Annotated in this window: 25 protein-coding genes; 11 read left to right on the forward strand and 14 right to left on the reverse strand. The window is 63.1% G+C overall.

Going from position 1 to position 20,707, the window contains the following annotated elements:
- Positions 1–51: 51 nt before the first annotated feature.
- The 6 genes from PFLCHA0_RS08120 to PFLCHA0_RS08145 all read right to left on the reverse strand — a co-directional run bounded on the left by PFLCHA0_RS08120 (position 52) and on the right by PFLCHA0_RS08145 (position 4,143).
- Positions 52–1,392, reverse strand: coding sequence for a sensor histidine kinase (locus PFLCHA0_RS08120; protein ID WP_015634602.1), 1,341 nt, complete (start codon positions 1,390–1,392; stop codon positions 52–54).
- A gap of 66 nt (positions 1,393–1,458) precedes the next feature.
- A complete protein-coding gene (locus tag PFLCHA0_RS08125; protein WP_015634603.1) occupies positions 1,459–1,896 on the reverse strand; it encodes a Spy/CpxP family protein refolding chaperone in 438 nt (145 codons plus the stop codon).
- Between the two features lie 143 nt (positions 1,897–2,039).
- Positions 2,040–2,717: a response regulator transcription factor gene (locus tag PFLCHA0_RS08130; RefSeq protein WP_011059931.1), complete on the reverse strand. Its 678-nt coding sequence runs from the start codon at positions 2,715–2,717 to the stop codon at positions 2,040–2,042.
- 7 nt (positions 2,718–2,724) lie between these two features.
- Positions 2,725–3,135 carry a hypothetical protein gene (locus PFLCHA0_RS08135; RefSeq protein ID WP_015634604.1) on the reverse strand — a complete coding sequence of 137 codons (411 nt, stop codon included), beginning with the start codon at positions 3,133–3,135 and terminating at the stop codon, positions 2,725–2,727.
- A 110-nt stretch (positions 3,136–3,245) separates the two neighbouring features.
- Positions 3,246–3,545, reverse strand: a complete 300-nt coding sequence (locus tag PFLCHA0_RS08140; RefSeq protein ID WP_015634605.1) for a YciI family protein — start codon at positions 3,543–3,545, stop codon at positions 3,246–3,248.
- Position 3,546: 1 nt separating this feature from the next.
- Entirely contained in the window at positions 3,547–4,143 is a 597-nt protein-coding gene (locus PFLCHA0_RS08145; RefSeq protein ID WP_011059933.1) for a septation protein A, read from the reverse strand.
- A gap of 87 nt (positions 4,144–4,230) precedes the next feature.
- Between PFLCHA0_RS08145 and PFLCHA0_RS08150 the strand changes: the two genes are divergently transcribed.
- The 6 genes from PFLCHA0_RS08150 (at position 4,231) to rluB (ending at position 9,184) form a co-directional block, all read left to right on the forward strand.
- Positions 4,231–5,091, forward strand: coding sequence for a PHP domain-containing protein (locus PFLCHA0_RS08150; protein ID WP_011059934.1), 861 nt, complete (start codon positions 4,231–4,233; stop codon positions 5,089–5,091).
- A 13-nt stretch (positions 5,092–5,104) separates the two neighbouring features.
- Entirely contained in the window at positions 5,105–5,734 is a 630-nt protein-coding gene (locus tag PFLCHA0_RS08155; RefSeq protein WP_041120586.1) for an L-threonylcarbamoyladenylate synthase, read from the forward strand.
- 120 nt (positions 5,735–5,854) lie between these two features.
- Positions 5,855–6,553 carry a segregation and condensation protein A gene (locus tag PFLCHA0_RS08160; RefSeq protein ID WP_172621758.1) on the forward strand — a complete coding sequence of 233 codons (699 nt, stop codon included), beginning with the start codon at positions 5,855–5,857 and terminating at the stop codon, positions 6,551–6,553.
- 12 nt (positions 6,554–6,565) lie between these two features.
- On the forward strand, positions 6,566–7,579 hold the full coding sequence (gene scpB, locus PFLCHA0_RS08165) for an SMC-Scp complex subunit ScpB (protein ID WP_015634610.1): 1,014 nt from the start codon (positions 6,566–6,568) through the stop codon (positions 7,577–7,579).
- A gap of 77 nt (positions 7,580–7,656) precedes the next feature.
- Positions 7,657–7,848 (forward strand): DUF1289 domain-containing protein, encoded by a 192-nt coding sequence (locus tag PFLCHA0_RS08170; RefSeq protein WP_011059938.1) that lies wholly within the window; start codon positions 7,657–7,659, stop codon positions 7,846–7,848.
- A gap of 145 nt (positions 7,849–7,993) precedes the next feature.
- Positions 7,994–9,184, forward strand: a complete 1,191-nt coding sequence (gene rluB / locus PFLCHA0_RS08175; protein ID WP_015634611.1) for a 23S rRNA pseudouridine(2605) synthase RluB — start codon at positions 7,994–7,996, stop codon at positions 9,182–9,184.
- 139 nt (positions 9,185–9,323) lie between these two features.
- Here rluB and PFLCHA0_RS08180 read toward each other — a convergent pair whose 3' ends face one another.
- Together PFLCHA0_RS08180 and PFLCHA0_RS31810 are read right to left on the reverse strand one after the other, a co-directional pair.
- On the reverse strand, positions 9,324–10,289 hold the full coding sequence (locus PFLCHA0_RS08180; RefSeq protein ID WP_015634612.1) for a M29 family metallopeptidase: 966 nt from the start codon (positions 10,287–10,289) through the stop codon (positions 9,324–9,326).
- Between the two features lie 63 nt (positions 10,290–10,352).
- Positions 10,353–10,490, reverse strand: coding sequence for a hypothetical protein (locus PFLCHA0_RS31810; RefSeq protein ID WP_011059941.1), 138 nt, complete (start codon positions 10,488–10,490; stop codon positions 10,353–10,355).
- 49 nt (positions 10,491–10,539) lie between these two features.
- Between PFLCHA0_RS31810 and PFLCHA0_RS31645 the strand changes: the two genes are divergently transcribed.
- From PFLCHA0_RS31645 to arfB, 3 genes are all read left to right on the forward strand, one after another.
- Positions 10,540–10,860: a hypothetical protein gene (locus PFLCHA0_RS31645; RefSeq protein ID WP_134532568.1), complete on the forward strand. Its 321-nt coding sequence runs from the start codon at positions 10,540–10,542 to the stop codon at positions 10,858–10,860.
- Between the two features lie 651 nt (positions 10,861–11,511).
- On the forward strand, positions 11,512–12,933 hold the full coding sequence (locus PFLCHA0_RS08190; protein ID WP_011059942.1) for an amino acid permease: 1,422 nt from the start codon (positions 11,512–11,514) through the stop codon (positions 12,931–12,933).
- Between the two features lie 204 nt (positions 12,934–13,137).
- Positions 13,138–13,551, forward strand: coding sequence for an alternative ribosome rescue aminoacyl-tRNA hydrolase ArfB (arfB, locus tag PFLCHA0_RS08195; RefSeq protein WP_011059943.1), 414 nt, complete (start codon positions 13,138–13,140; stop codon positions 13,549–13,551).
- On the opposite strand, the gene PFLCHA0_RS08200 is transcribed toward arfB, so the two are convergent.
- The 6 genes from PFLCHA0_RS08200 to phhA form a co-directional block, all read right to left on the reverse strand.
- Positions 13,548–14,747 carry an MFS transporter gene (locus PFLCHA0_RS08200; RefSeq protein WP_011059944.1) on the reverse strand — a complete coding sequence of 400 codons (1,200 nt, stop codon included), beginning with the start codon at positions 14,745–14,747 and terminating at the stop codon, positions 13,548–13,550. The two genes, arfB and PFLCHA0_RS08200, sit on opposite strands and share 4 nt — an antisense overlap.
- 116 nt (positions 14,748–14,863) lie before the next feature.
- Complete coding sequence (locus PFLCHA0_RS08205) at positions 14,864–15,046, reverse strand: hypothetical protein (RefSeq protein WP_011059945.1); 183 nt, start codon at positions 15,044–15,046, stop codon at positions 14,864–14,866.
- Positions 15,047–15,129: 83 nt separating this feature from the next.
- Positions 15,130–15,261: a hypothetical protein gene (locus PFLCHA0_RS32060; RefSeq protein ID WP_015634613.1), complete on the reverse strand. Its 132-nt coding sequence runs from the start codon at positions 15,259–15,261 to the stop codon at positions 15,130–15,132.
- Between the two features lie 194 nt (positions 15,262–15,455).
- Complete coding sequence (locus PFLCHA0_RS08210) at positions 15,456–16,646, reverse strand: amino acid aminotransferase (RefSeq protein WP_015634614.1); 1,191 nt, start codon at positions 16,644–16,646, stop codon at positions 15,456–15,458.
- Positions 16,646–17,002, reverse strand: coding sequence for a 4a-hydroxytetrahydrobiopterin dehydratase (locus PFLCHA0_RS08215; RefSeq protein WP_007930096.1), 357 nt, complete (start codon positions 17,000–17,002; stop codon positions 16,646–16,648). The genes PFLCHA0_RS08210 and PFLCHA0_RS08215 overlap by 1 nt, the downstream gene beginning before the upstream one ends.
- Before the next feature lie 70 nt (positions 17,003–17,072).
- Complete coding sequence (phhA, locus tag PFLCHA0_RS08220; protein WP_011059947.1) at positions 17,073–17,864, reverse strand: phenylalanine 4-monooxygenase; 792 nt, start codon at positions 17,862–17,864, stop codon at positions 17,073–17,075.
- A 307-nt stretch (positions 17,865–18,171) separates the two neighbouring features.
- Between phhA and PFLCHA0_RS08225 the strand changes: the two genes are divergently transcribed.
- Complete coding sequence (locus PFLCHA0_RS08225) at positions 18,172–19,740, forward strand: sigma-54-dependent phenylalanine hydroxylase transcriptional regulator PhhR (RefSeq protein ID WP_015634615.1); 1,569 nt, start codon at positions 18,172–18,174, stop codon at positions 19,738–19,740.
- 205 nt (positions 19,741–19,945) lie between these two features.
- Entirely contained in the window at positions 19,946–20,686 is a 741-nt protein-coding gene (gene flgF / locus PFLCHA0_RS08230) for a flagellar basal-body rod protein FlgF (protein ID WP_015634616.1), read from the forward strand.
- The last annotated feature ends 21 nt before the right edge of the window (positions 20,687–20,707 follow it).

Here is a 20,707-nt window from a genome sequence, read left to right on the forward strand (position 1 = left end):
GGCAAGCCCGCTGTTGCCGGACCCGGCGGCAGCGGCTTGCCCGCATTGCGTTCAGGCCTGCACCACGGCGCCGGGGACCAGGGGCAGTTCCAGGGTGGCGATGAATCCGCCCTGAGGGTGGTTGGCCAGCAGCAGGCTGCCACCGTGACGCTCTGCGGCGCGGCGGGCGATGGCCAGCCCCAGGCCATGGCCCGGAGCGCTTTGCCCCGGGGCGCGGAAGAAGGGCTCTCCCAGCTGGCTCAAGTGCTCGGCTTCTACGCCGGGTCCATGATCGCGCACGCTGATCTGGATCTTCTCGCCCTGGCGTTGGGCCGTGACTTCGATCGCTTGCCCGGCGGGGTTGAAGCGCTGAGCGTTGCGCAGCAGGTTGTCCACTGCCCGCTCCAGCATGGTCGGCCAACCGCGCAGGTGCAGCTGTGGCGGGGCGGTTATCAGCACCGGCTGTTCCGGGCAGGTCAGTTGCGCGTCTTTCTGCACGGCGACCAGCAAGGCGTTAAGGTCCACTTCTTCGGCGCTGGCGTTGTCCGCATCGACCCGGGCCAACACCAGAATCTCGCTGATCAGCGCTTCCAGGCGGTCACATTCGCGGGTCAGCCGCGGCCAGAGCTTTTCCCGTTCTTCGGGGGCGGCCCGTTCCGCCAATGCCAGGGCGATGCGCAGGCGGGCCAGGGGCGAGCGCAGTTCGTGGGACACGTCCCGCAGCAGTTGGCGCTGGCTGCCGATCAGGCTCTGCAGGCGCGAGCCCATGCGGTTGAAGTCCCGGGCCAGTACACCGAATTCGTCGCGGCGGTTGGACAGGCGCGCCAGGCTGTTCTGCTGGTAGGTGGCCTGGCCCAGGTCGTGTACCGCGCCGCGCAGGCGGCTCAGGGGACGAGTGATGGACAGGGTGACCAGGAGGCTGAACAGGGTCAGCACCACCAGGGCGATGGCCAGGGCGCTGAGGGGCCAGGTCAGGCTGTCGCGGTGCCAGGCGTCCAGTTCCGGATGGGGGATGCGATAGATGAACAGGTAGGTGTCGCCGGTTTTCGGGCTGGTGTATTCCGCCGTCAGGCGGCGCCAGGGCAGGTGCCGGTCGTCATTGTTCTGCCGGGCTTCGAAGGCCGCGGCGCGGCGCGGGAAGGTGCCGCGAACCACTGGGTCGCCGCTCTCGTTGAGCACCTGGACATCGATGTGGTACTGGCGCTTGCGCTGCTGGAGGATGTCCTGGGCAGCGTCCTCGCCCTGGTTCTCGTAGGTCTGTGTCCATTCCTCGGTCAGGCTGTTGAGGCCGGGGTGACGGCTGAGGATCCAGGCATCCTGGTTGAGCATGTGCCCGAGCAGGATCGACAGCCCTGCAACCAGGGTGATGGCCAGCCAGAAGCTGGCCAGGATGCGCCAGAACAATGAACGCACAGGAACTCCTCGAACGCGAAAGCCCAGTGGGGGGAGGCCACTGGGCTGGGGGTGGACGCTAACGCATTATTGCGCTTTTTGCGGTTGCTGCGCTTTCCAGGCCTTGAACTCGGCCCATTCGGCGCGACGCTCCTCTTGTTTCTTGACGATGGCGTCAAACTCTTTCTGCTGCTCTGGCTTGAGCAGGGCGCGGATATCGGCCTGGGTTTTCTGGTGCTTGGCGGTCAGCTCATCCTTCATGGCTTTTTGGTCGGCCGGCGAGAGTTTCTCCAGGTACTTTTCCACCACGGCCTTGCGGTCGTGCATTTGCTCGCCCATCAGCTTGCCGATCTGCTGGCGCTGTTCACGGCTCAGGTCCAGTTGGCTGAAAGGGCCTTTGCCGCGCATGTGCTCGCTGTGCCGAGGGCCGTCCATGGGGCCCATCGGGCCGTGACCTTCCGGCATGGCCATGGCCACGGTTGGCAGGGCGGCGGCGAACATCAGAGCGATCAGGGTCTTGCGCATGGTGTATCTCCTTGTCTCATTCCCGGTAAGTTCCGGATGAGTTCAGGTTACCCAGATCAAGGTCAGCGGCAGTCAGCGGAGGGTAAAGCTTGGGTAAAGAAGGTATTTCACGGCCCTGACATATCTGCCAGGGCACATCGGGATCAGAGGCTGTAGTAGTAGCCGCGGCTGCGCAGGGCGACGATCCGTGGACGGCCGTCGGGGTGCGGGCCGATCTTCTTGCGCAGGTTGCTGACATGCATGTCCAGGCTGCGGTCATACAGGGTCAGCTTGCGGCCCAGGGCGATCTGCGCTAGTTCCTGCTTGTCCAGGGGCTCGCCCGGTTGCTTGAGCAGGGCTTCGAGCAGGCGGCTTTCGGAAACGGTCAGGGTAATGTCCTGCTCGTCGATGTTGACCACACCGCGCAGCGGGCTGAAGCACAGGTCGCCCAGTTCCATCTGGCTGGAGGCCGCCACCGGATGGCTGCGGCGCAGTACGGCACGCAGGCGGGCGGTGAGTTCACGGGGGTCGCAGGGCTTGGCCAGGTAATCGTCGGCACCCAGTTCCAGGCCGAGGATGCGGTCCAGGGGTTCGCCACGGGCCGAGAGCATCAGCACCGGCAGGTCGGGGTGCTCATTGCGCAGTTGCTTGAGCAGCTCCAGGCCGCTGCCGTCGGGCAGCATCACGTCCAGTACCACCGCTGACGGCGCCGTTTCGGCCAGGGCGCGACGGGCGCTCAGGCCATCGTGGCAGGCCCGCACCAGAAAACCTTCCTGGCTCAGCCAGCTGCTCAGGAGCTCGCACAGCTCCTGGTCATCATCAATCAGTAACAGGTCGCTCATGAATCTCTCAATTTAGCCATTGTCGACGCTTGCGATGCCCGCCACTGGCGAAGATCCCGCAGAGCAGGGCCAGCAGGGCCACGCCGCCGCCGGTGACGAACCACTGCTGTTGATCGGTCAACAGGCGGGGTACCGGGTTGGCCTGGGCCTCTTTGAGCTGCAGCTTGAGGCGCTGGTTCTCCTGGCGCAAGCGGGTCAGTTGGGGGCTTTCCCGTTCGGCATCGGTATTTTGCAATTGTTTGCTCAGTTCATCGCGCAGGCGCTCGCTTTCTTTCAAGCGTTGCTGCAACTCGGTGATCTGACTGCCGGCGCTCAGGGACAGCGGCGTGGAATGGCCGGTGTCCTGGGTTTCCTCGGCAAGGGCTGGAGCCCCGATCGACAACATGACCAACAGCAGGCACAGCGGACCTTGGCGCATCGAAACTCCTGATTCCAATCGAGTGTTGGGCAGGTTGTCGGCAGTCAAACGAGAATAATGAGCGATTGAGCGCGCGATGAACCGCGAAGGTTCATCGCACCCGGGAGGATTTACGGCATCGATTGCTTGAACGGCTTGACCAGTACATGGGCGTAGACGCCGCAGGTCACGAACGGGTCGGCGTCGGCCCAGGCCTGGGCGGCGCTCAGGGAGTCGAACTCGGCGACGATCAGGCTGCCGCTGAAACCGGCCGCGCCCGGGTCATTGCTGTCGATCGCCGGGTGCGGGCCGGCGAGTACCACGCGCCCCTGATCCTTGAGCACTTGCAGCCGCTCCAGGTGCGCCGGCCGGTTGACCAGGCGTTTTTCCAGGGAGTTGGCGACGTCTGTGGCAATGATTGCGTAAAGCATGTCAGTCCTCGGTTTTCGGGGTGGTGGGATCGGCGTCATGCAGGTGGCGCGAGAGGTAGATACCCTGGCCCACCAGGAACAATACGGTCATGCCCAGGCTGCCGAAGACTTTGAAGTCGACCCAGATGCTCTGGAAGGTGAAGGCGACAAACAGGTTGGCGGCGCCGCAGAACAGGAAGAAGGCGATCCAGGCGATGTTCAAGCGGGTCCATACCGGGTCTGGCAACGTCAGGGCGTGGCCCATGATGCGCTTGATCAGCAGGCGGTCGCCGACGAAGTGGCTGCCGATGAAGGCCAGGGCGAACAGCCAGTTGACCACCGGAGCTTTCCATTTAAGGAAGGTTTCGCTGTGGAAGGCCAGGGTCAGGCTGCCGAAGACCAGGCAGGCGATCAGGGTCAGCCACTGGCTTTTTTCCAGCTTGCGCTGGGAGATGAACAGGGCGCCATACACCACCAGGGAACTGATGATCAGCACCGCTGTGGCGCTGTAGATGCCGCCCAAGGTGACTTCGTGACCGGCAAGGTCGACGACGCGGGGATCAATTTTATAGACGATGAAAAACAGGAACAGCGGGATGAAGTCGATGAATTGTTTCACAGTGGCAGCCAGAAGCAGGATGTCCCGGCATAATAACAAACATCCTTGGTAGCGAAAGCGCCAGCTGACTTGAGGTTTTATCGTCCTGTGAATGTTGATTTGCACTGCCATAGCACGGCCTCCGACGGCGCCCTGGCGCCCGCGGTTCTGGTTGCGCGTGCGTACGAGAGAGGCGTGCGAATCCTGTCCCTGACCGACCACGACACCCTCGAGGGGCTGGACGAAGCGCGCCAGGCGGCGCAGCAACTGGGTATGCAGCTGGTCAATGGCGTCGAGCTTTCCTGCACCTGGGGCGGCGCCACTATCCATGTGCTGGGCTACGGCTTCGATACCCAGGCCCCGGCTTTGGTGCAAGCCATCGAAAAACTCCACGAAGGCCGCTGGCTGCGTTCGGAGGAGATCAGCCGCAAGCTGGCCCTCAAGGGCATGCCGGGAGCGCTGGAAGGCGCCCGGGCGATCCAGCAGGAACTGGGGGACAGCGGCAATGCACCGGCGCGGCCGCACTTTGCCGACTACCTGGTGCGTGCCGGTTTCGTGAAGGATCGCGCCGAGGCGTTTCGCAAATGGCTGGGGGCCGGCAAGCTGGGGGACGTCAAGCAGCACTGGCCGACCCTGGAAGAAACCGTCGGCACACTGCGGGCCGCGGGGGCCTGGGTCAGCCTGGCCCATCCCTGGCATTACGATTTCACCCGCAGCAAGCGTCGCCGCTTGATTGCCGACTATATTCAAGCCGGTGGTCATGCTATCGAAGTGGTCAATGGCCACCAACCTGCAGAGCAAGTGGGCAGTTTGGCTATCCTTGCTCGTGAATTCGGACTGCTGGTCAGCGCTGGCAGTGACTTTCATGGCCCTGGAGGCTGGTCCGAGATTGGTGAGTATCGCCCGGTCCCGGAAGACCTGCCGCCCCTTTGGTGTCGGTTCAAACATGAGCCAATTATTGCCGCCTGAACAGGTAGAGACAGTGAGTCAATTTTTCCAGATCCACCCGGAAAACCCCCAGCCACGCCTGATCAAACAGGCCGTCGAGATCATTCGCAGCGGCGGTGTGGTGATCTATCCCACGGATTCGTCCTACGCCGTCGCCTGCCAGATGGGCGACAAGGGCGCAATCGAACGGGTTCGACGCCTGCGCCAGCTGGACGACAAGCACAACTTCGCGCTGATCTGCAGCGACCTTTCGCAGTTGGGCCTGTTCGCCAAGATCGACACGGGCACTTTCCGTCTGCTCAAGGCCCATGTGCCGGGGCCCTACACCTTCATTCTCAACGCCACCCGGGAAGTGCCGCGCCTGCTGCTGCACCCCAAGCGCCGGACCATCGGCCTGCGGGTGCCGAGCAACCCGATCGCCCTGGCGCTGCTGGCCGAGCTGGGCGAGCCGCTGATGAGCGTCAGCCTGATCATGCCCGGTGATACCGAGGCCCTGAGCGACCCCTACGAGATGCGCCAGTTGCTGGAGCACCAGGTGGACCTGATCATCGATGGCGGTTTCGGCAGCACCGAGTCGTCCACGGTGATCAATCTCGCCGACGGCGAGCCGGAAGTGATCCGCGTCGGTTGCGGCGACCCCGCGCCGTTCATGGCCGAGGCCTAGATGTCCGCAGTGGAAACCGTCGACGACCAGGCCGGCGCCCAGCAGGAGCTGCCCTTCGCCATGGTCTACGGCCAGGCGGTCATGGAAATGCCCCTGGACCTGTACATCCCCCCGGATGCCCTGGAAGTCTTTCTCGAAGCCTTCGAAGGCCCGCTGGACCTGCTGCTATACCTGATCCGCAAGCAGAACATCAACATCCTCGACATCCCGGTGGCGGAGATCACCCGCCAGTACATGGGTTATGTGGAGCTGATGCAGTCGGTGCGCCTGGAACTGGCCGCCGAGTACCTGGTGATGGCGGCAATGCTTGCCGAGATCAAGTCGCGCATGCTCCTGCCGCGCTCAGCCGAGGTCGAGGAAGAAGAGGACGATCCGCGGGCCGAACTGATCCGCCGCCTGCAGGAATACGAGCGCTTCAAGGCGGCCGCCGAGGGCATCGACGGCCTGAGCCGGGTCGGTCGCGATGTGCTGGTGCCCAAACTCGACGCCCCGGAGGCCCGGGCGCGCAAGCTGCTGCCGGATGTGGCCCTGGAAGAGTTGCTGATGTCCATGGCCGAGGTGCTGCGCCGTGACGACATGTTCGAAAGCCATCAGGTGAGCCGCGAGGCGCTGTCCACCCGCGAGCGCATGAGCGATGTGCTGGAACGGCTCAAGGGCGGCGGTTTCGTGCCCTTTGTCGAGCTGTTCACCGCCGAGGAAGGGCGCCTGGGAGTGGTGGTGACCTTCATGGCGATCCTCGAACTGGTCAAGGAATCCCTGGTCGAGCTGGTGCAGAATGAGCCCTTTGCGGCCATCCACGTACGGGCGCGAGCCGAATAACGAGCTTAAATCATGAATTTGAATGAACCCCGCGAGCTGGCGCCCCTGCTCGAAGCCTTTCTGTTGGCCTCGGGAAAACCCCAGTCCCTGGAACGCCTGTTCGAGCTCTTCGAAGAAGCCGAGCGGCCGGACCCGGCGGTCTTCAAGAAAGCCCTGGCCCTGCTCGGCAAGTCCTGCGAAGGGCGGGCCTTCGAGCTCAAGGAAGTGGCCTCCGGCTATCGCCTGCAGATCCGCGAGAAGTTCGCGCCCTGGGTCGGCCGCCTGTGGGAAGAGCGCCCCCAGCGTTACTCGCGCGCCATGCTGGAAACCATGGCCCTGATCGCCTATCGCCAACCCATCACCCGGGGCGAGATCGAGGACGTGCGTGGCGTGGCGGTCAACAGCCATATCGTCAAGACCTTGCTGGAACGTGAGTGGATCCGCGTGGTGGGGTATCGCGACGTACCGGGCAAGCCGGCGATGTTCGCCACCACCAAGGCGTTTCTCGATCACTTCAACCTGAAGAACCTCGACGACCTGCCGCCTTTGGCGGAACTGCGGGAGATCGAGGCCGAGCCGGTACTGGAATTCGACGACGCGCCGGTGCCCGAGCACCTGCAACAACTGGCCGATGCCAGCGCCGAGCCGGAGGAACCCAAGGAAGAAACCAGCTTCCATACCCTGCTGCTGGAGCTGGATTCCATGGAGGAGGGGATCAAGACCGACTTCGAAGACTTGCACCGTGATGGTGTGGTGGAAACGGAGCAGGGAGGGGTACAAGAGCCGGTGCCGGATCTCCCGCAGGAGGAGGCCCGGACCGAATCTGAGGTCCTCGCCGATGAGCCCGATGAATTCCCGGTCGAACCCGAGGGCCAGCCGCCGGTCGAAGCAGAGGATGATGTGCTGGGCGTGGCCGAGGCCCGGGCCAAGTTGCTCGCCGCAGTAGCCGCACTGGAGCCTGCTACGCCGCAGTTGAGCGAGGAAGAGGCCGAAGCCCAGGCCCTGGCCGAAGCCATCGAAAACGAACGCCGCCTGCTGGACGATTGACCTTGTAGTCGCTGGCCGGCTCGGCGCATGGCTGGCGGTTTTTTTCGCCGGCAAGCCGGCTCCTACAGAGGTGATGGATGAGTTCTGCCAAGGATCCCTGCATCAGCGTGTGCAAGTTCAGCGATGACATCTGCATCGGCTGCGGGCGCAGCAAGCGTGAGATCAAGGCCTGGAAGAAGCTCGACAAGGCCGAGCGCCGTCAAGTGCTGGCTGAAGCCGCCATGCGCCTGCTGCAATTGCGCGCCACCGGCCGGCGGAAAAAGTCCTGAGGGACGACTTATCAACTAGTCTGTGATGCGCAACCGCCGCCATGAGCGTATGATTCGCGACCCTTTGGCGATCCCTTCGCCACAGACCCTGTTTTCCACTCTTCAGGCCGCTCAAGCCTGAAGCGACACACCGGGAGGTGCCCAGATGAGCGATACCGATCAGAACGACCAGGAAATCCGTCCAGCCGGCGAAAAACTGCAGAAAGTCCTCGCCCGCATCGGCGTCGGCTCGCGCCGCGATGTCGAGTCCTGGATCAGCCAGGGCCGGATCAAGGTCAACGGCAAAGAGGCCACCCTGGGCCTGCGCGTCGACCTGCATGACGCCATTTCCATCGATGGCAAGGTGATCAAGCGCGAAGAGGCCGCCGAATCGGTGCGCCGCGTGATCATGTACAACAAGCCCGACGGCGAGATCTGCACCCGCGACGACCCGGAAGGCCGCCCGACCGTGTTCGACAAGTTGCCGCGTCCGCGCGAAGGCCGCTGGATCAACATTGGCCGCCTGGACATCAACACCACCGGTCTTTTGATGTTCACCACCGACGGTGAGTTGGCCAACCGCCTGATGCACCCTTCCTACGAGATGGACCGTGAGTACGCGGTGCGTGTGCGTGGCGAGGTCGACGACGAGATGATCGAGCGCCTCAAGGCCGGCGTCATGCTCGAAGACGGCCCGGCCAAGTTCACTGACATTCAGCAGGCGCCCGGTGGCGAAGGTTTCAACCACTGGTACCACTGCGTGGTGATGGAAGGTCGCAACCGTGAAGTGCGCCGCTTGTGGGAATCCCAGGGCCTGGTGGTCAGCCGCCTGAAGCGCGTGCGCTTCGGTCCGGTGTTCCTCAACTCCGACCTGCCCATGGGCCGCTGGCGCGAAATGAGCCAGTACGAAGTCGATGTGCTCAGCGCCGAAGTCGGCCTGACGCCGGTGGCCATGCCGCAGCTCAATGCCAAGTCCAAGGACAAGCTGGAGCGCATGCAGCGCAAATCCTCGCGTCCGGTGGGCAAGAGCGAGCGCGTGCGCACCCTGCGTCCGGCCAATGGCAGCGCGGCCACCCCGCGTGTTTCCCGCGAGCCGCAGATCGAAGGCGAGCGTCCTGGCCGCAAGCCGGCTGCCCGTCCGGATGGCGAGCGTGGCTCCCGTGCTCCGCGTCCGGCTACTGGCCGCGGCACTCCGGTGGCCGACCGCCCGGCGGACACCAAGCGTCCGGCCAAGCCGGCGCCCAAGTCCAAGCGCCCAAGCCTGGTGCTGGACAAGGACGCCCCGTCCGGCAAGCGCCGTGGCGCCCCGGCCGGTTCCGGCCAGCGTCCCGGTTTTGGTCGCCGCAAGCCGGAGTGATTCCCGGCCTGCCGACAAAAACGCCAACCTCCGGGTTGGCGTTTTTTTTGCCTGCAACTGCGCAGGAGCCGGCTTGCCGGCGAACCGGGCCGCCCGGCTTGCGCAGGCTGATAGCGGCCTTCGCTTGCCAGCTCCTACGCTAGAAGGCGAACTGGCCGTCGAACACAGGCTTGTTATCCACCGCCAGCACTCCGGAACTGAAGATCAGGTCCAGGTGATGGCTGCCTTTGGCGCCGCCCCCCAGGCCCAGGTGCAGGCCGCAATGGCGCTCTTCGAAGCCGGAGTTGCGCCCGTAGAGGGACCTGATGCCCTCGTTGGTGCCGATTCCCAGTTCCTCTATGCGCCGGTTGGACGGGTTGGCATCCAGGTACTTGTTGAAGTCATTGGCCAGCCCTGGCACCTCGGTGGCCACCCGGCTGATGCTGGAGTTCTCGATCCACAGTTCCAGCGGTGCTTTCAGTACCCCGTACTTGCGGGCGAAAGGGATGGTGCTGAGGAAGGTGCCGAGAAACTTCACATGGCCGTTGATGGCATCGCTGTGGGTGGCGATTTCCCCCGGTGCCAGGTCGTAGTTGCCGACGCCGTTGATGTCGGTCCATTTCTTCACGCTGTTCAAGGGCGCTTCGAAATATGAGCCCTGAAGGTCGCTGAAGCTCAGGGTGGTGGCCTGGGACAGGCGGCGGATCAGAGTGGCGTTTAGGTCGGCAATGCGTTGCGGCTCGACGCTGAAGGTGTCGTAGAAGTACTCGCCGTAATCCTTGAACAGCAGGGACTTCTTCCAGTGCTCGGCCATCAGCCCATGCAGCGGCCGCAGGAACTCCGGGCCGTCGGGGCGTGGCTGGGGCAGGGTCGAGGAGTCGTAGAAGAAGATGTACAGGTCACAGTCGATGATGGCCTGGGCAAGGGTCGCCGCCGGCTCCTGGTCCAGGCGCAGGGCGCTGACTGTCAGTGGGGTGGCCTGGCGCGACTGTTCGAGGATGGCGCTGACCATGGCCTGGTACTCGGCGGTGTGGCCGATCACCACCCTGGAGGGCTGGGCGCCGCTCAAGGCCGGATGCCGCTCGAGGTAGTACAGGAAATGGCGGATGGCGCGGGTCTGGTCCATAAAACCTCCCTGGAGGACAAAGGTGACCGGCGCAGGCACCAGGCCTGCACCGGTCCGGGCGCCTTACATCGGCCACATGGCAGTGCCGAATGGCACCACCGCGTCGGCCTGCATCATTTCCACTGCTGCTTCATGGGTGGCGGCTTCGAACCAGTCGTCCAGTTGCAGTTCGGTTTCCAGGTCTTGTTCCAGTGCTTGCATGGTGTCTCTCCTAGATACAGTGCGTGTAAGCAGTCCATTGGCGGAGCAGTTGAACAGCGGAGAACGGGAAGGTTGCTGGGCCGCTCATCCACTCCCGGAACTTGTCGGCTGGCTGAGCCGGCAAGTGGCTGGAAACCTAGTCCAGGGCATTTTGAAGTGCAAAAAAATAATTAGATTATTTTCTGCTGAACTTTATTTTCTATTTTTAGGTGAAATATTTATTCCCAGAAAACAAAAAGCTAAGGCTTTTCCGCTTGTCGGGCGGCGTGGGTGTCAATTTGCAGTCGGTTCGCCAGTTGATCTGGTTTGGCAATTTATCGTTACGCCTCGTAAAGAAAAAATTACGAAATGCGCCGTGATCCGCCTGTAATTCGCGGCGATGGATGTGCTGTAAGGAAAAGCTGCCGGCAGTTGTTCGGGAAAGCCACCGCCGAGGCTCTAGCCCGCTTGTTCCGGGGCGCCAAGGCAGGTGAGATGCACACCTGCCTGCGTACAGGTGCAAAACAAGAAGGAGGCGCAATGAACGCCGTAACCGACTTTCACCCACACCCTTCGATGGGCGATGGCCTTCGCTCATTCATCGACGACCCCACTCGGTCCGTCCACTTTCGCGCCGCCGATGCCGAGCATCGGGCTGGCCCCGCAGGATTCCGGTTACCGGCACGCTGATAAAGCGGTGTCTGGCGGCAGGGAGTCAGGGGTGTACAATGCGCGGCGTTTTAACTGTGACCCAACTGCGTACCCGCGCATTTTGCGCCTGAAACGTGCTTTCCAGACCGCTTGCGAGGCGCTGAAGAGCTCGCTGCAAGGCCAATAAACTCAAGGTTATCCACCTTGTTCACTCCGCCGCGTCACGAGCGTGGTGGGTTCGATTTCGTCACAGATAAAAACAAACAGGTGACGCATGACCGTTAAAAGAACGCTGAACTTCTGGTGCCTGCGCTGGGGTTTGATCCGCGCCGCTTAAGCCTTTACCGGGCGGCAACGTCTGACACACATTACCTTGCGTGAGAGCCTTTTCATGAGTGGACAAAACTCGCATTCGGGCGAGCTGAAACGCGGCCTGAAGAATCGCCATATTCAACTGATCGCCCTGGGCGGCGCGATTGGTACCGGTTTGTTCCTGGGGTCGGCCGGGGTGCTCAAGTCCGCCGGCCCGTCGATGATCCTCGGTTATGCCATCTGCGGTTTCATCGCTTTCATGATCATGCGCCAGCTCGGCGAGATGATCGTCGAGGAGCCGGTGGCCGGCTCCTTCAGCCACTTTGCCCATAAATACTGGGGCGGCTTTGCCGGTTTCCTCTCGGGCTGGAACTGCTGGATCCTCTATATCCTGGTGGGCATGTCGGAGCTGACCGCGGTCGGCAAGTATGTGCACTACTGGTGGCCGGACGTCCCGACCTGGGCCTCGGCAGCCGTGTTCTTCGTCATGATCAACGCCATCAACCTGGCCAACGTCAAGGTCTTCGGCGAGGCCGAGTTCTGGTTCGCCATCATCAAGGTGGTCGCCATCGTCGGCATGATCGCCCTGGGCAGCTACCTGCTGGTCAGTGGCCACGGCGGCCCGCAGGCCTCGGTGAGCAACCTGTGGTCCCACGGCGGCTTCTTCCCCAATGGGGTCAGCGGCCTGGTGATGGCCATGGCAATCATCATGTTCTCCTTCGGCGGCCTGGAAATGCTCGGTTTCACTGCAGCGGAAGCCGACAAGCCGAAGACCGTGATCCCCAAGGCGATCAACCAGGTGATCTATCGCATCCTGATTTTCTACATCGGCGCCCTGGTGGTGCTGCTGTCGCTGACGCCGTGGGACACCCTGCTGGTGACCCTGAACGCTTCCGGCGATGCCTACAGCGGCAGCCCGTTCGTCCAGGTGTTCTCGATGCTGGGCAGCAACACCGCGGCGCACATCCTCAACTTCGTGGTCCTGACCGCGGCGCTGTCGGTGTACAACAGCGGCACCTATTGCAACAGCCGCATGCTCCTGGGCATGGCCGAGCAGGGCGATGCGCCCAAGGCCCTGGCCAAGATCGACAAGCGCGGCGTGCCGGTGATGTCGATCCTCGCTTCGGCGCTGGTGACCTTCGTCGCCGTGGTGCTCAACTACCTGATTCCGCAGCACGCCCTGGAGCTGCTGATGTCCCTGGTGGTGGCGACCCTGGTGATCAACTGGGCGATGATCAGCTACTCGCACTTCAAGTTCCGCCAGCACATGGAGCGTACCGGCCAGACCTCGCTGTTCAAGGCGCTGTGGTACCCCTACGGCAACTACGTCTGCCTGGCGTTCGTGGTGTTCATCCTGGGCATCATGCTGATGATTCCGGGCATCCAGATCTCGGTGTACGCGATCCCGGTGTGGGTGGTGTTCATGTGGGTCTGCTACTGCATCAAGAACAAGCGCAGTGCCCAGCACGCGCTGCAGGCAGCCAGTGCTTCGCTGAAGTAAGCGCGGCCCTGGCAACGACTAACCCGGCTCCGGCCGGGTTTTTCATGGCCGTGATTTTTGTCGGGGGCTGAGATCGCTTTCGCGGGCAAGCCGGCTCCTACGGTGTGCCTGCCCGCTGTAGGGGGCTGGCTTGCCAGCGAAGAGACCCGCAAGAGCGTGGGGAATGGGGGTATCCTATGCGCCCTGAAGACGGATTCCTGTTCCATGCTGGTGATTTCCAACAACGTGCATCTGCCGGATGCCGAGATCGAGCTGACCGCCATCCGTGCCCAGGGCGCCGGTGGGCAGAACGTCAACAAGGTGTCCAGCGCGGTGCACCTGCGCTTCGACATTCCGGCTTCGTCCCTGCCTCCGTTCTACAAGGAGCGCCTGCTGGCGTTGCGCGACAGCCGCATCACCAGTGACGGCGTGATCATTCTCAAGGCCCAGCAGTACCGCACCCAGGAGCAGAACCGCGCCGATGCCCTGGAGCGCCTCACCGAGCTGATTCTCAGCGCCATCAAGGTGGAGAAGAAGCGCCGCCCGACCAAGCCGACCCTGGGTTCGAAGAAGCGCCGCCTGGAGACCAAGGCCAAGCGCGGCAGCATCAAGGCCGGGCGCGGCAAAGTGGACTTCTAGCGCGCCTCGCGTTCCTGGCGCAGCTTGGGCGCCTGGTGGTACAGGTACAGGCTCAGCACCAGGCCGGTGCAGGCAGCGATGGCGGCGAACAGGAAGATCGAGGCAAAGCCGAAACCGGCAGCAATCGCCCCCGCCAGCGGGCCGGTGATGCCCAGCGACAGGTCGATGAACAGCGAGTAGGCTCCCACTGCCGCGCCGCGGCTGGAGGCTGGCACCAGGTTCACCGCTTCCACCCCCAGGGCCGGGAATACCAGGGAGAAGCCGAAGCCGCTCAGGGCTGCGCCGGCCAGGGCCCAATTGGCATCCGGGGCCAGCCACAGCAGCAACAGGCCGAGGGTTTCCACCGACAGGCAGGCAATCGCCACGCGAAAGCCGCCGAGGCGGTTGATCAGGTTGCCGAACAGCAGTCGCGCGCCGATGAAGCTGGCACCGAACAGGCTCAGGCACAGTACGGCGTTGTCCCAGTGTCGGGTGGCGTAGTACAGGGTGATGAAGGTGGCGATGGTGCCAAAGCCGATGGAGCCCAGGGCCAGGCCGCAGCCGTGGGGAAACACCTTGCCCAGCACGTGGATGAACGGCAAGCGCTCGCCGGCAACGATCGGCGCGGCGAGTTTCGGCCAGGCCAGCAGCAGGCCGAGCAGCGCCAGCAGGATGATGCTCGCTCCCATGCTCCACAGCCCCAGCCGGCTTACCAGCCACACCCCCAGCGGCGCGCCAATGGCCAGGGCGCCGTAGCTGGCGATGCCGTTCCAGGAAATCACCTTGGCGGTATTCTGCGCCCCGACCCGGCCGATGCCCCAGCCGATGGAACCCGAGCCCACCAGGCTTTCCGCGCTGCCCAGGACCAGGCGGCCGATCAGCAGGCTGATCAGGCTCAGGGTCGGCAGGTTGTGCAGCCAGGCCGAAAGCAGCATGAACACCCCGCTCAAGCCGCAGCCGGCCAGGCCGTACATCACCGCGCGCTTGCTGCCCAGATTGTCGATGATGCGCCCGGCATAGGGCCGGCTGAGCAGGGTGGCCAGGTATTGCACGCTGATCACCAGGCCGGCGATCACCGCGCCAAAGCCCAGCTCGCTGTGCACGTAGCCCGGCAATACTGCCAGCGGAATGCCGATATTCAGGTAGCCGATAAAGGTGAACAGGACGATGGAGACGACGTGCAGCGTGACCGTCAAGGGGCGCTGGGTATCTGGCATGGGAAGGGGACCACTGCGACAGCTCAATAGATAGGCTGCTTATGATACCGATGTGCAGGGAGGGGTTGTGGGGGAAATCGACGTGTTGTTCAGGTTTTTACCTGGCCGGAGTCGGTTCAGGCGTCATTGTTGCCCAGCAACCGGGTGGTGACCAGGGCGGCCAGGGCGTTTTCCTGGGTGCCGAAGCGGGCCAGCAGAGCGGCCTGTTTTTCTTCGCTGAGGCGATTCCACACGTCGATCATCTGTTCGGCAGTGCCGATCAGCACGCTGGCTTGGGTTTCGCTGAAGGATTCGGTCATGGTGCGGCGGGGCTCGGGAGGAGGGTTTCAGGCGGTGTGGAAAGCGCTTGAGTAGCGCTTTCCACACGGTCTGGTTACAGCTTTCAGTCTTCGCTGTCGGCCTTGCGGCTGTCGGCGGCTTCTTGCACTACAGGCTTGTCGGCACTGGCTTGTGGCGGAGTTGTCTGCTCAGTTTCGTGCAGGCTTGGGAAGGGGAGATTCGGGATCTCATGCATGTCGTTGCTCCTCGCAAAGTCTGTTTTTTAAATCGCTGGGTAGATCCGCGCTTTTAAAAAGCTTGGGCAGGATACAGCACTGGAAATGACAAAAAGATTTTTATCGCGCTTTTTGGGATGAAAGGGATTTCATCGAGTGGTGCGGCTTGCCGTCACAGGCAGCCAGAGGGCTGCCTGTGACGGTGCGCAAGTTGCTATACGACCCGGGCGATGGCTTCAGCCAGCAAGTCCAGGCGGCTGGCGTCGATCCCGGCCACGTTGGCGCGGCCGGAGCTGACCATGTACACGCTGTGGTGGTCACGCAGTTCCTGGACCTGGGCAGGGCTCAGGCCGGTGTAGGAGAACATTCCCCGTTGCACGCCGATATGCGCGAAACGTTCGGCCAGGCCGTAAGGCTGCAAGGCCTCCAGCAGGCCGGCGCGCAGTTGCGCGATCCGCAGGCGCATGGTTTCCACTTCGTCGGCCCAGAGGCTTTTCAGCTCCGGGTCGCCGAGGATGGTGGCGACCACCGCCGCGCCGTGATCCGGTGGCGTGGACCACAGGTTACGGGCGATATGGGCCAGTTGGCTGCGCACATCGAGCAGTTTCTCGGTGTCCTGGGTGCAGACGATCAAAGCGCCGGTCCGGTCGCGGTACAGGCCGAAGTTCTTCGAGCAGGAACTGGTGATCAGCACTTCCGGCAGTTCGGCGGCGAACAGCCGCACTGCCCAGGCATCCTGCTCCAGGCCATCGCCGAAGCCCTGGTAGGCGAAGTCGATCAGCGGCAGCAGCTTGCGGCTGCGTACCACGTCCAGCACGCGTTGCCAGTCGGGGTGGCCGAGGTCGAAGCCGGTGGGGTTGTGGCAGCAGGCGTGCAGCAACACCACGTCGCCCTCGGGCACCTGGTTCAGGGTCGCCAGCATGGCCTCGACGTCCAGGCGGTTGTCGCTGCCCACATAGGGGTAGTGACTGACCTTGACCCCGGCCGCGGCAAAGATGGTCTCGTGGATCGGCCAGGTCGGGTTGCTCAGCCACACGCCACGGCCCGGCAGGCAGTGGGCGATGAAGTCGGCACTCAGGCGCAGGGCGCCAGTGCCGCCCGGGGTCTGCGTGGCGCCGGCACGCTGGGTGGCGATCAGTTTCGAATCGCTGCCCAGTACCAGTTCATTGATCACCTTGCCGAAGGCCGCGTCGCCATGGCCGCCGATGTAGATCTTGGTGTCCTGGCTGTCCACCAGGCGCTGTTCGGCCAGCTTCACCGAGCGCGGGATCGGCGTCAGGCCCTGGGAGTCCTTGTAGACCCCCACGCCGAGGTCGAACTTGCGCGGGTTGGGATCGTTGGCGTAGGCCCCCATCAGGCCGAGAATCGGGTCGCCGGGAACCCGGCCGATGGCGTCGAAGTGCATTACTTGCGTCCTTCTGCGGTCTTGGCCACTTCATCGGTGCGGGCTGCCATGATGAAGTCGTTGCGGTGCAGGCCCTTGATCGAGTGGCTCCACCAGGTCACGGTGACCTTGCCCCACTCGGTGAGCAGGCCCGGGTGGTGGCCTTCGGCCTCGGAGATCTCGCCCATGGCGTTGGTGAAGGCCAGGGCAAATTTGAAGTTCTTGAACAGGAAGACTTTTTCCAGCTGCATCACGCCATCGCGAACTTCGATGTTCCAGTCAGGGATCTGCTTGATCAGTACCGGCAGTTCTTCGTCGCTGACTTGAGGAGCATCGGCACGGCAGGCTTCGCAATGGGCTTGGTTCAGAGCGGTCATGGTGGGTTCCCAGGATTCAATTCTTGTTGGAAGTTACTATCTTTCGCAGCGGCTCGCGAGTGCGGGCCGCTCAGGCCGCCTTGGGTTTTGGCGGAAACTTGGGGGCGTGCAGGCCCAGCTGCATGCCTTGGTGGACCAGGGCCATGATGTCTTCGTGGGCTAGGTCGAACAGGCGCTTGAGGTTGGGCAGGGTGAAATAGATCGGCTGCAGGATGTCGATGCGATACGGCGTGCGCATGGCTTCCAGCGGGTCGAAGGCCTGGTGTTCCGGCTCTTCGGACAAGCTGTACACGGTCTCCTTGGGCGAGGACAGGATGCCGCCGCCATAGATGCGCCGCCCGGCCGGGGTGTCCACCAGGCCGAACTCGATGGTCATCCAGTACAGGCGCGCAAGGTACACCCGCTCTTCCTTGGTGGCTTGCAGGCCGAGCTTGCCGTAGGTGTGGGTGAATTCGGCGAACCAGGGGTTGGTCAGCAGCGGGCAGTGGCCAAAGATCTCGTGGAAGATGTCCGGCTCTTGCAGGTAGTCGAGTTCTTCGCGGGTGCGAATGAAGGTCGCCACGGGAAAGCGCTTGCTGGCCAGCAGTTCGAAGAAAGTCTGGAAGGGGATCAGCGCTGGTACCCGGGCCACTTGCCAGCCGGTGGTTTCACCCAGGACCTTGTTGATTTCGCCCAGTTGCGGAATACGGTCGTGGGGCAAGCCGAGCTTGTCGATGCCGTCCAGGTATTCCTGGCACGCACGACCCTCGATCACTTTCAACTGGCGTGTGATCAGGGTGTTCCACACCGCGTGCTCTTCGGGTGGATAGTCGATAAAACCTTGCGCGTCGGGCTCGCGGGCCACGTACTGCGTCTGCTTCATGCTGCTCTCCTGCCAGGGGATGCGTTCTTGTTATGTGTGACCCCAGTGATACCCGAGGGTGCGACGCTTTGCAGCAGGTGGCCGGTGCGGTTGGAGGGCTGTTGCGCATCAATTTGTAAAGTAAACGTTACGAATCTGGCGGAGTCTCCACCCTGTGGTGGGTTTTCAGGTTTGAAAAAGCGGTTTGCTGTCACATAATCTTGACGACTATCTGCGCCATCCTGCAGAAAGTTTGTAAAGCCCGATGCCATAAGCGTCGGTTTTCGGCGCTTATGCCTTTCACTGTCAGTCCCAGGGCCTTCCTTCTATGCGTATCAAAGTTCACTGCCAGAATCGCATCGGCATCCTGCGCGACATTCTCAACCTGCTGGTGGAATACGGGATCAACGTGGCCCGTGGCGAGGTGGGGGGCGAGCATGGCAATGCCATCTATCTGCACTGCCCGAACCTGATCAACCTGCAATTCCAGGCGCTGCGCCCCAAGTTCGAGTCCATCGCCGGGGTGTTTGGCGTCAAGCGAGTCGGGTTGATGCCCAGCGAGCGCCGGCACATGGAGCTCAATGCGCTGTTGGGGGCTCTGGAGTTCCCGGTGCTGTCCATCGACATGGGCGGCTCCATCGTGGCGGCGAACCGGGCCGCAGCGCAGTTGCTCGGGGTGCGGGTGGACGAGGTGCCGGGCATTCCCCTGTCGCGCTACGCCGAAGACTTCGACCTGCCGGAACTGGTGCGGGCCAACCAGTCGCGGATCAACGGGTTGCGAGTCAAGGTCAGGGGCGATGTGTTCCTGGCGGACATCGCGCCGCTGCAATCGGAACATGACGACAGCGAAGCCATGGCCGGCGCGGTATTGACCTTGCACCGGGCGGATCGCGTTGGCGAGCGCATCTACAACGTGCGCAAGCAGGAGCTGCGGGGCTTCGACAGCATCTTCCAGAGTTCGAAGGTCATGGCGGCGGTGGTGCGTGAGGCTCGGCGCATGGCGCCGCTGGATGCGCCGCTGCTGATCGAGGGCGAGACCGGGACCGGCAAGGAGCTGCTGGCCCGTGCCTGTCACCTGGCCAGCCCGCGCGGGCAGTCGCCGCTGATGGCCCTGAACTGCGCCGGGTTGCCGGAGTCCATGGCCGAGACCGAGCTGTTCGGCTACGGCCCCGGCGCCTTCGAGGGGGCTCGGGCAGAGGGCAAGCTGGGGCTGCTGGAGCTGACCGCCGGTGGCACCCTGTTTCTCGACGGGGTAGGGGAGATGAGCCCGCGCTTGCAGGTCAAGCTGCTGCGCTTCCTGCAGGATGGCTGCTTCCGCCGGGTCGGCAGCGATGAAGAGGTGTACCTGGATGTGCGGGTGATCTGCGCGACCCAGGTGGATCTTTCCGAGTTGTGCGCCAGGGGCGAGTTCCGTCAGGACCTCTATCACCGGTTGAATGTGCTGTCCCTGCACATTCCGCCATTGCGCGAATGCCTCGACGGCCTGACCCCCCTGGTGGAGCACTTTCTCGACCAGGCCAGCCGGCAGATCGGTTGCCCGTTGCCGCGTCTGGCGCCGGCGGCCATGGAACGCCTCAGTCACTACCACTGGCCGGGCAATGTGCGGCAACTGGAGAACGTGCTGTTTCAGGCGGTTTCCCTGTGCGATGGCGGTACGGTCAAGACCGAGCACATCCGGCTGCCGGACTATGGTGCGCGCCAGCCGCTTGGCGATTTCTCCCTGGAGGGTGGCCTGGAACAGATTGTCGGGCGCTTTGAAAAGGCCGTGCTCGAGAGTCTGTACGCCGAGCACCCCAGTAGCCGTCAGCTGGGCAAGCGGCTGGGGGTTTCCCACACCACCATCGCCAACAAACTGCGCGAATACGAGGTCGGCAGGAATGCCGGCGACAATCCCTAGGCTTGTATCCGGGCCGTTACTTGCCGGTAGCGGCATAAGACCGCCGTTTTTCCGTCTTCTGCCAGCGCTGTTTTTTCCTCTGTAATCAGGCAAAGCCTTGCCCCGCCTGGGGATCACCACTGCGTGAAAAAGTTGGTGCGCTTATTGCTTATGGCTTCGCAGTACAGCGGTGGGCGGCAAACGTCCGGCAGACAGAGGAAAGACTGTGGACAAGTACCTTTATGTGGCAATGACCGGCGCCAGCCAGAATGCACTGGCGCAAAAGGCTCATGCCAACAATCTGGCGAACATCTCTACCAATGGTTTTCAGCGCGACCTGGAGCAGGCCCGTGCGATGCCGGTATTTGGTGACAGCTTTCCGGCGCGCGCCTTTGCCATGAGCGAGCGCCCGGCAACGGATTTCAGTGCCGGCTCGATGGTGGAGACCGGTCGTGACCTGGACGTGGCCGTCAGCGGCAACGGCTGGATCGCCGTGCAGAGCCCCGACGGCAGCGAAAGCTATGTGCGTACCGGCAGTTTGAATGTCGACGCCCTGGGTGTGCTGCGCGCCGGCAACGGCATGCCGGTGATGGGCAATGGCGGCCCGATCGCCGTGCCACCCGAGCAGAAGATCGAAGTTGGCCAGGACGGCACCATCAGTATCCGTGCCATGGGCGAGGGCCCGCGAGTCATGGCCGAGGTCGACCGCATCAAGCTGGTCAACCCGGACATCAAGAACCTCACCAAAGGCCTGGACGGCTCGATCAAGACCAAGGACGGCCAGCCGGCACCCGCCGATGCCAATGTCCAGGTGGTCTCGGGCTTCCTGGAGTCGAGCAACGTCAACGCCGTTGAAGAGATGACCGCGGTGCTGGCCCTGTCCCGGCAGTTCGAATTGCACGTGAAGATGATGAACAGCGCCAAAGAAGACGACCAGGCCATGGCTCGGGTCTTGCAGATCAGCTAATTACCAGTATCTAGCGCCGTA

Origin of the sequence: Pseudomonas protegens CHA0, from assembly GCF_000397205.1 — a bacterium.
GTDB lineage: Bacteria > Pseudomonadota > Gammaproteobacteria > Pseudomonadales > Pseudomonadaceae > Aquipseudomonas > Aquipseudomonas protegens.

Coding starts and splice junctions, on each gene's coding strand:
- PFLCHA0_RS08130 (WP_011059931.1), bottom strand. CDS start 2,717: ATGAGCGACCTGTTACTGATTGATGATGACCAGGAGCTGTGCGAGCTC.
- PFLCHA0_RS08125 (WP_015634603.1), bottom strand. CDS start 1,896: ATGCGCAAGACCCTGATCGCTCTGATGTTCGCCGCCGCCCTGCCAACC.
- rluB (WP_015634611.1), top strand. CDS start 7,994: ATGAGCGATACCGATCAGAACGACCAGGAAATCCGTCCAGCCGGCGAA.
- PFLCHA0_RS08170 (WP_011059938.1), top strand. CDS start 7,657: ATGAGTTCTGCCAAGGATCCCTGCATCAGCGTGTGCAAGTTCAGCGAT.
- PFLCHA0_RS08210 (WP_015634614.1), bottom strand. CDS start 16,646: ATGCACTTCGACGCCATCGGCCGGGTTCCCGGCGACCCGATTCTCGGC.
- phhA (WP_011059947.1), bottom strand. CDS start 17,864: ATGAAGCAGACGCAGTACGTGGCCCGCGAGCCCGACGCGCAAGGTTTT.
- PFLCHA0_RS08225 (WP_015634615.1), top strand. CDS start 18,172: ATGCGTATCAAAGTTCACTGCCAGAATCGCATCGGCATCCTGCGCGAC.
- PFLCHA0_RS31810 (WP_011059941.1), bottom strand. CDS start 10,490: ATGCAAGCACTGGAACAAGACCTGGAAACCGAACTGCAACTGGACGAC.
- PFLCHA0_RS08190 (WP_011059942.1), top strand. CDS start 11,512: ATGAGTGGACAAAACTCGCATTCGGGCGAGCTGAAACGCGGCCTGAAG.
- arfB (WP_011059943.1), top strand. CDS start 13,138: ATGCTGGTGATTTCCAACAACGTGCATCTGCCGGATGCCGAGATCGAG.
- PFLCHA0_RS08200 (WP_011059944.1), bottom strand. CDS start 14,747: ATGCCAGATACCCAGCGCCCCTTGACGGTCACGCTGCACGTCGTCTCC.
- PFLCHA0_RS08205 (WP_011059945.1), bottom strand. CDS start 15,046: ATGACCGAATCCTTCAGCGAAACCCAAGCCAGCGTGCTGATCGGCACT.
- PFLCHA0_RS08215 (WP_007930096.1), bottom strand. CDS start 17,002: ATGACCGCTCTGAACCAAGCCCATTGCGAAGCCTGCCGTGCCGATGCT.
- PFLCHA0_RS08140 (WP_015634605.1), bottom strand. CDS start 3,545: ATGCTTTACGCAATCATTGCCACAGACGTCGCCAACTCCCTGGAAAAA.
- PFLCHA0_RS08180 (WP_015634612.1), bottom strand. CDS start 10,289: ATGGACCAGACCCGCGCCATCCGCCATTTCCTGTACTACCTCGAGCGG.
- PFLCHA0_RS08135 (WP_015634604.1), bottom strand. CDS start 3,135: ATGCGCCAAGGTCCGCTGTGCCTGCTGTTGGTCATGTTGTCGATCGGG.
- PFLCHA0_RS32060 (WP_015634613.1), bottom strand. CDS start 15,261: ATGCATGAGATCCCGAATCTCCCCTTCCCAAGCCTGCACGAAACTGAG.
- scpB (WP_015634610.1), top strand. CDS start 6,566: ATGAATTTGAATGAACCCCGCGAGCTGGCGCCCCTGCTCGAAGCCTTT.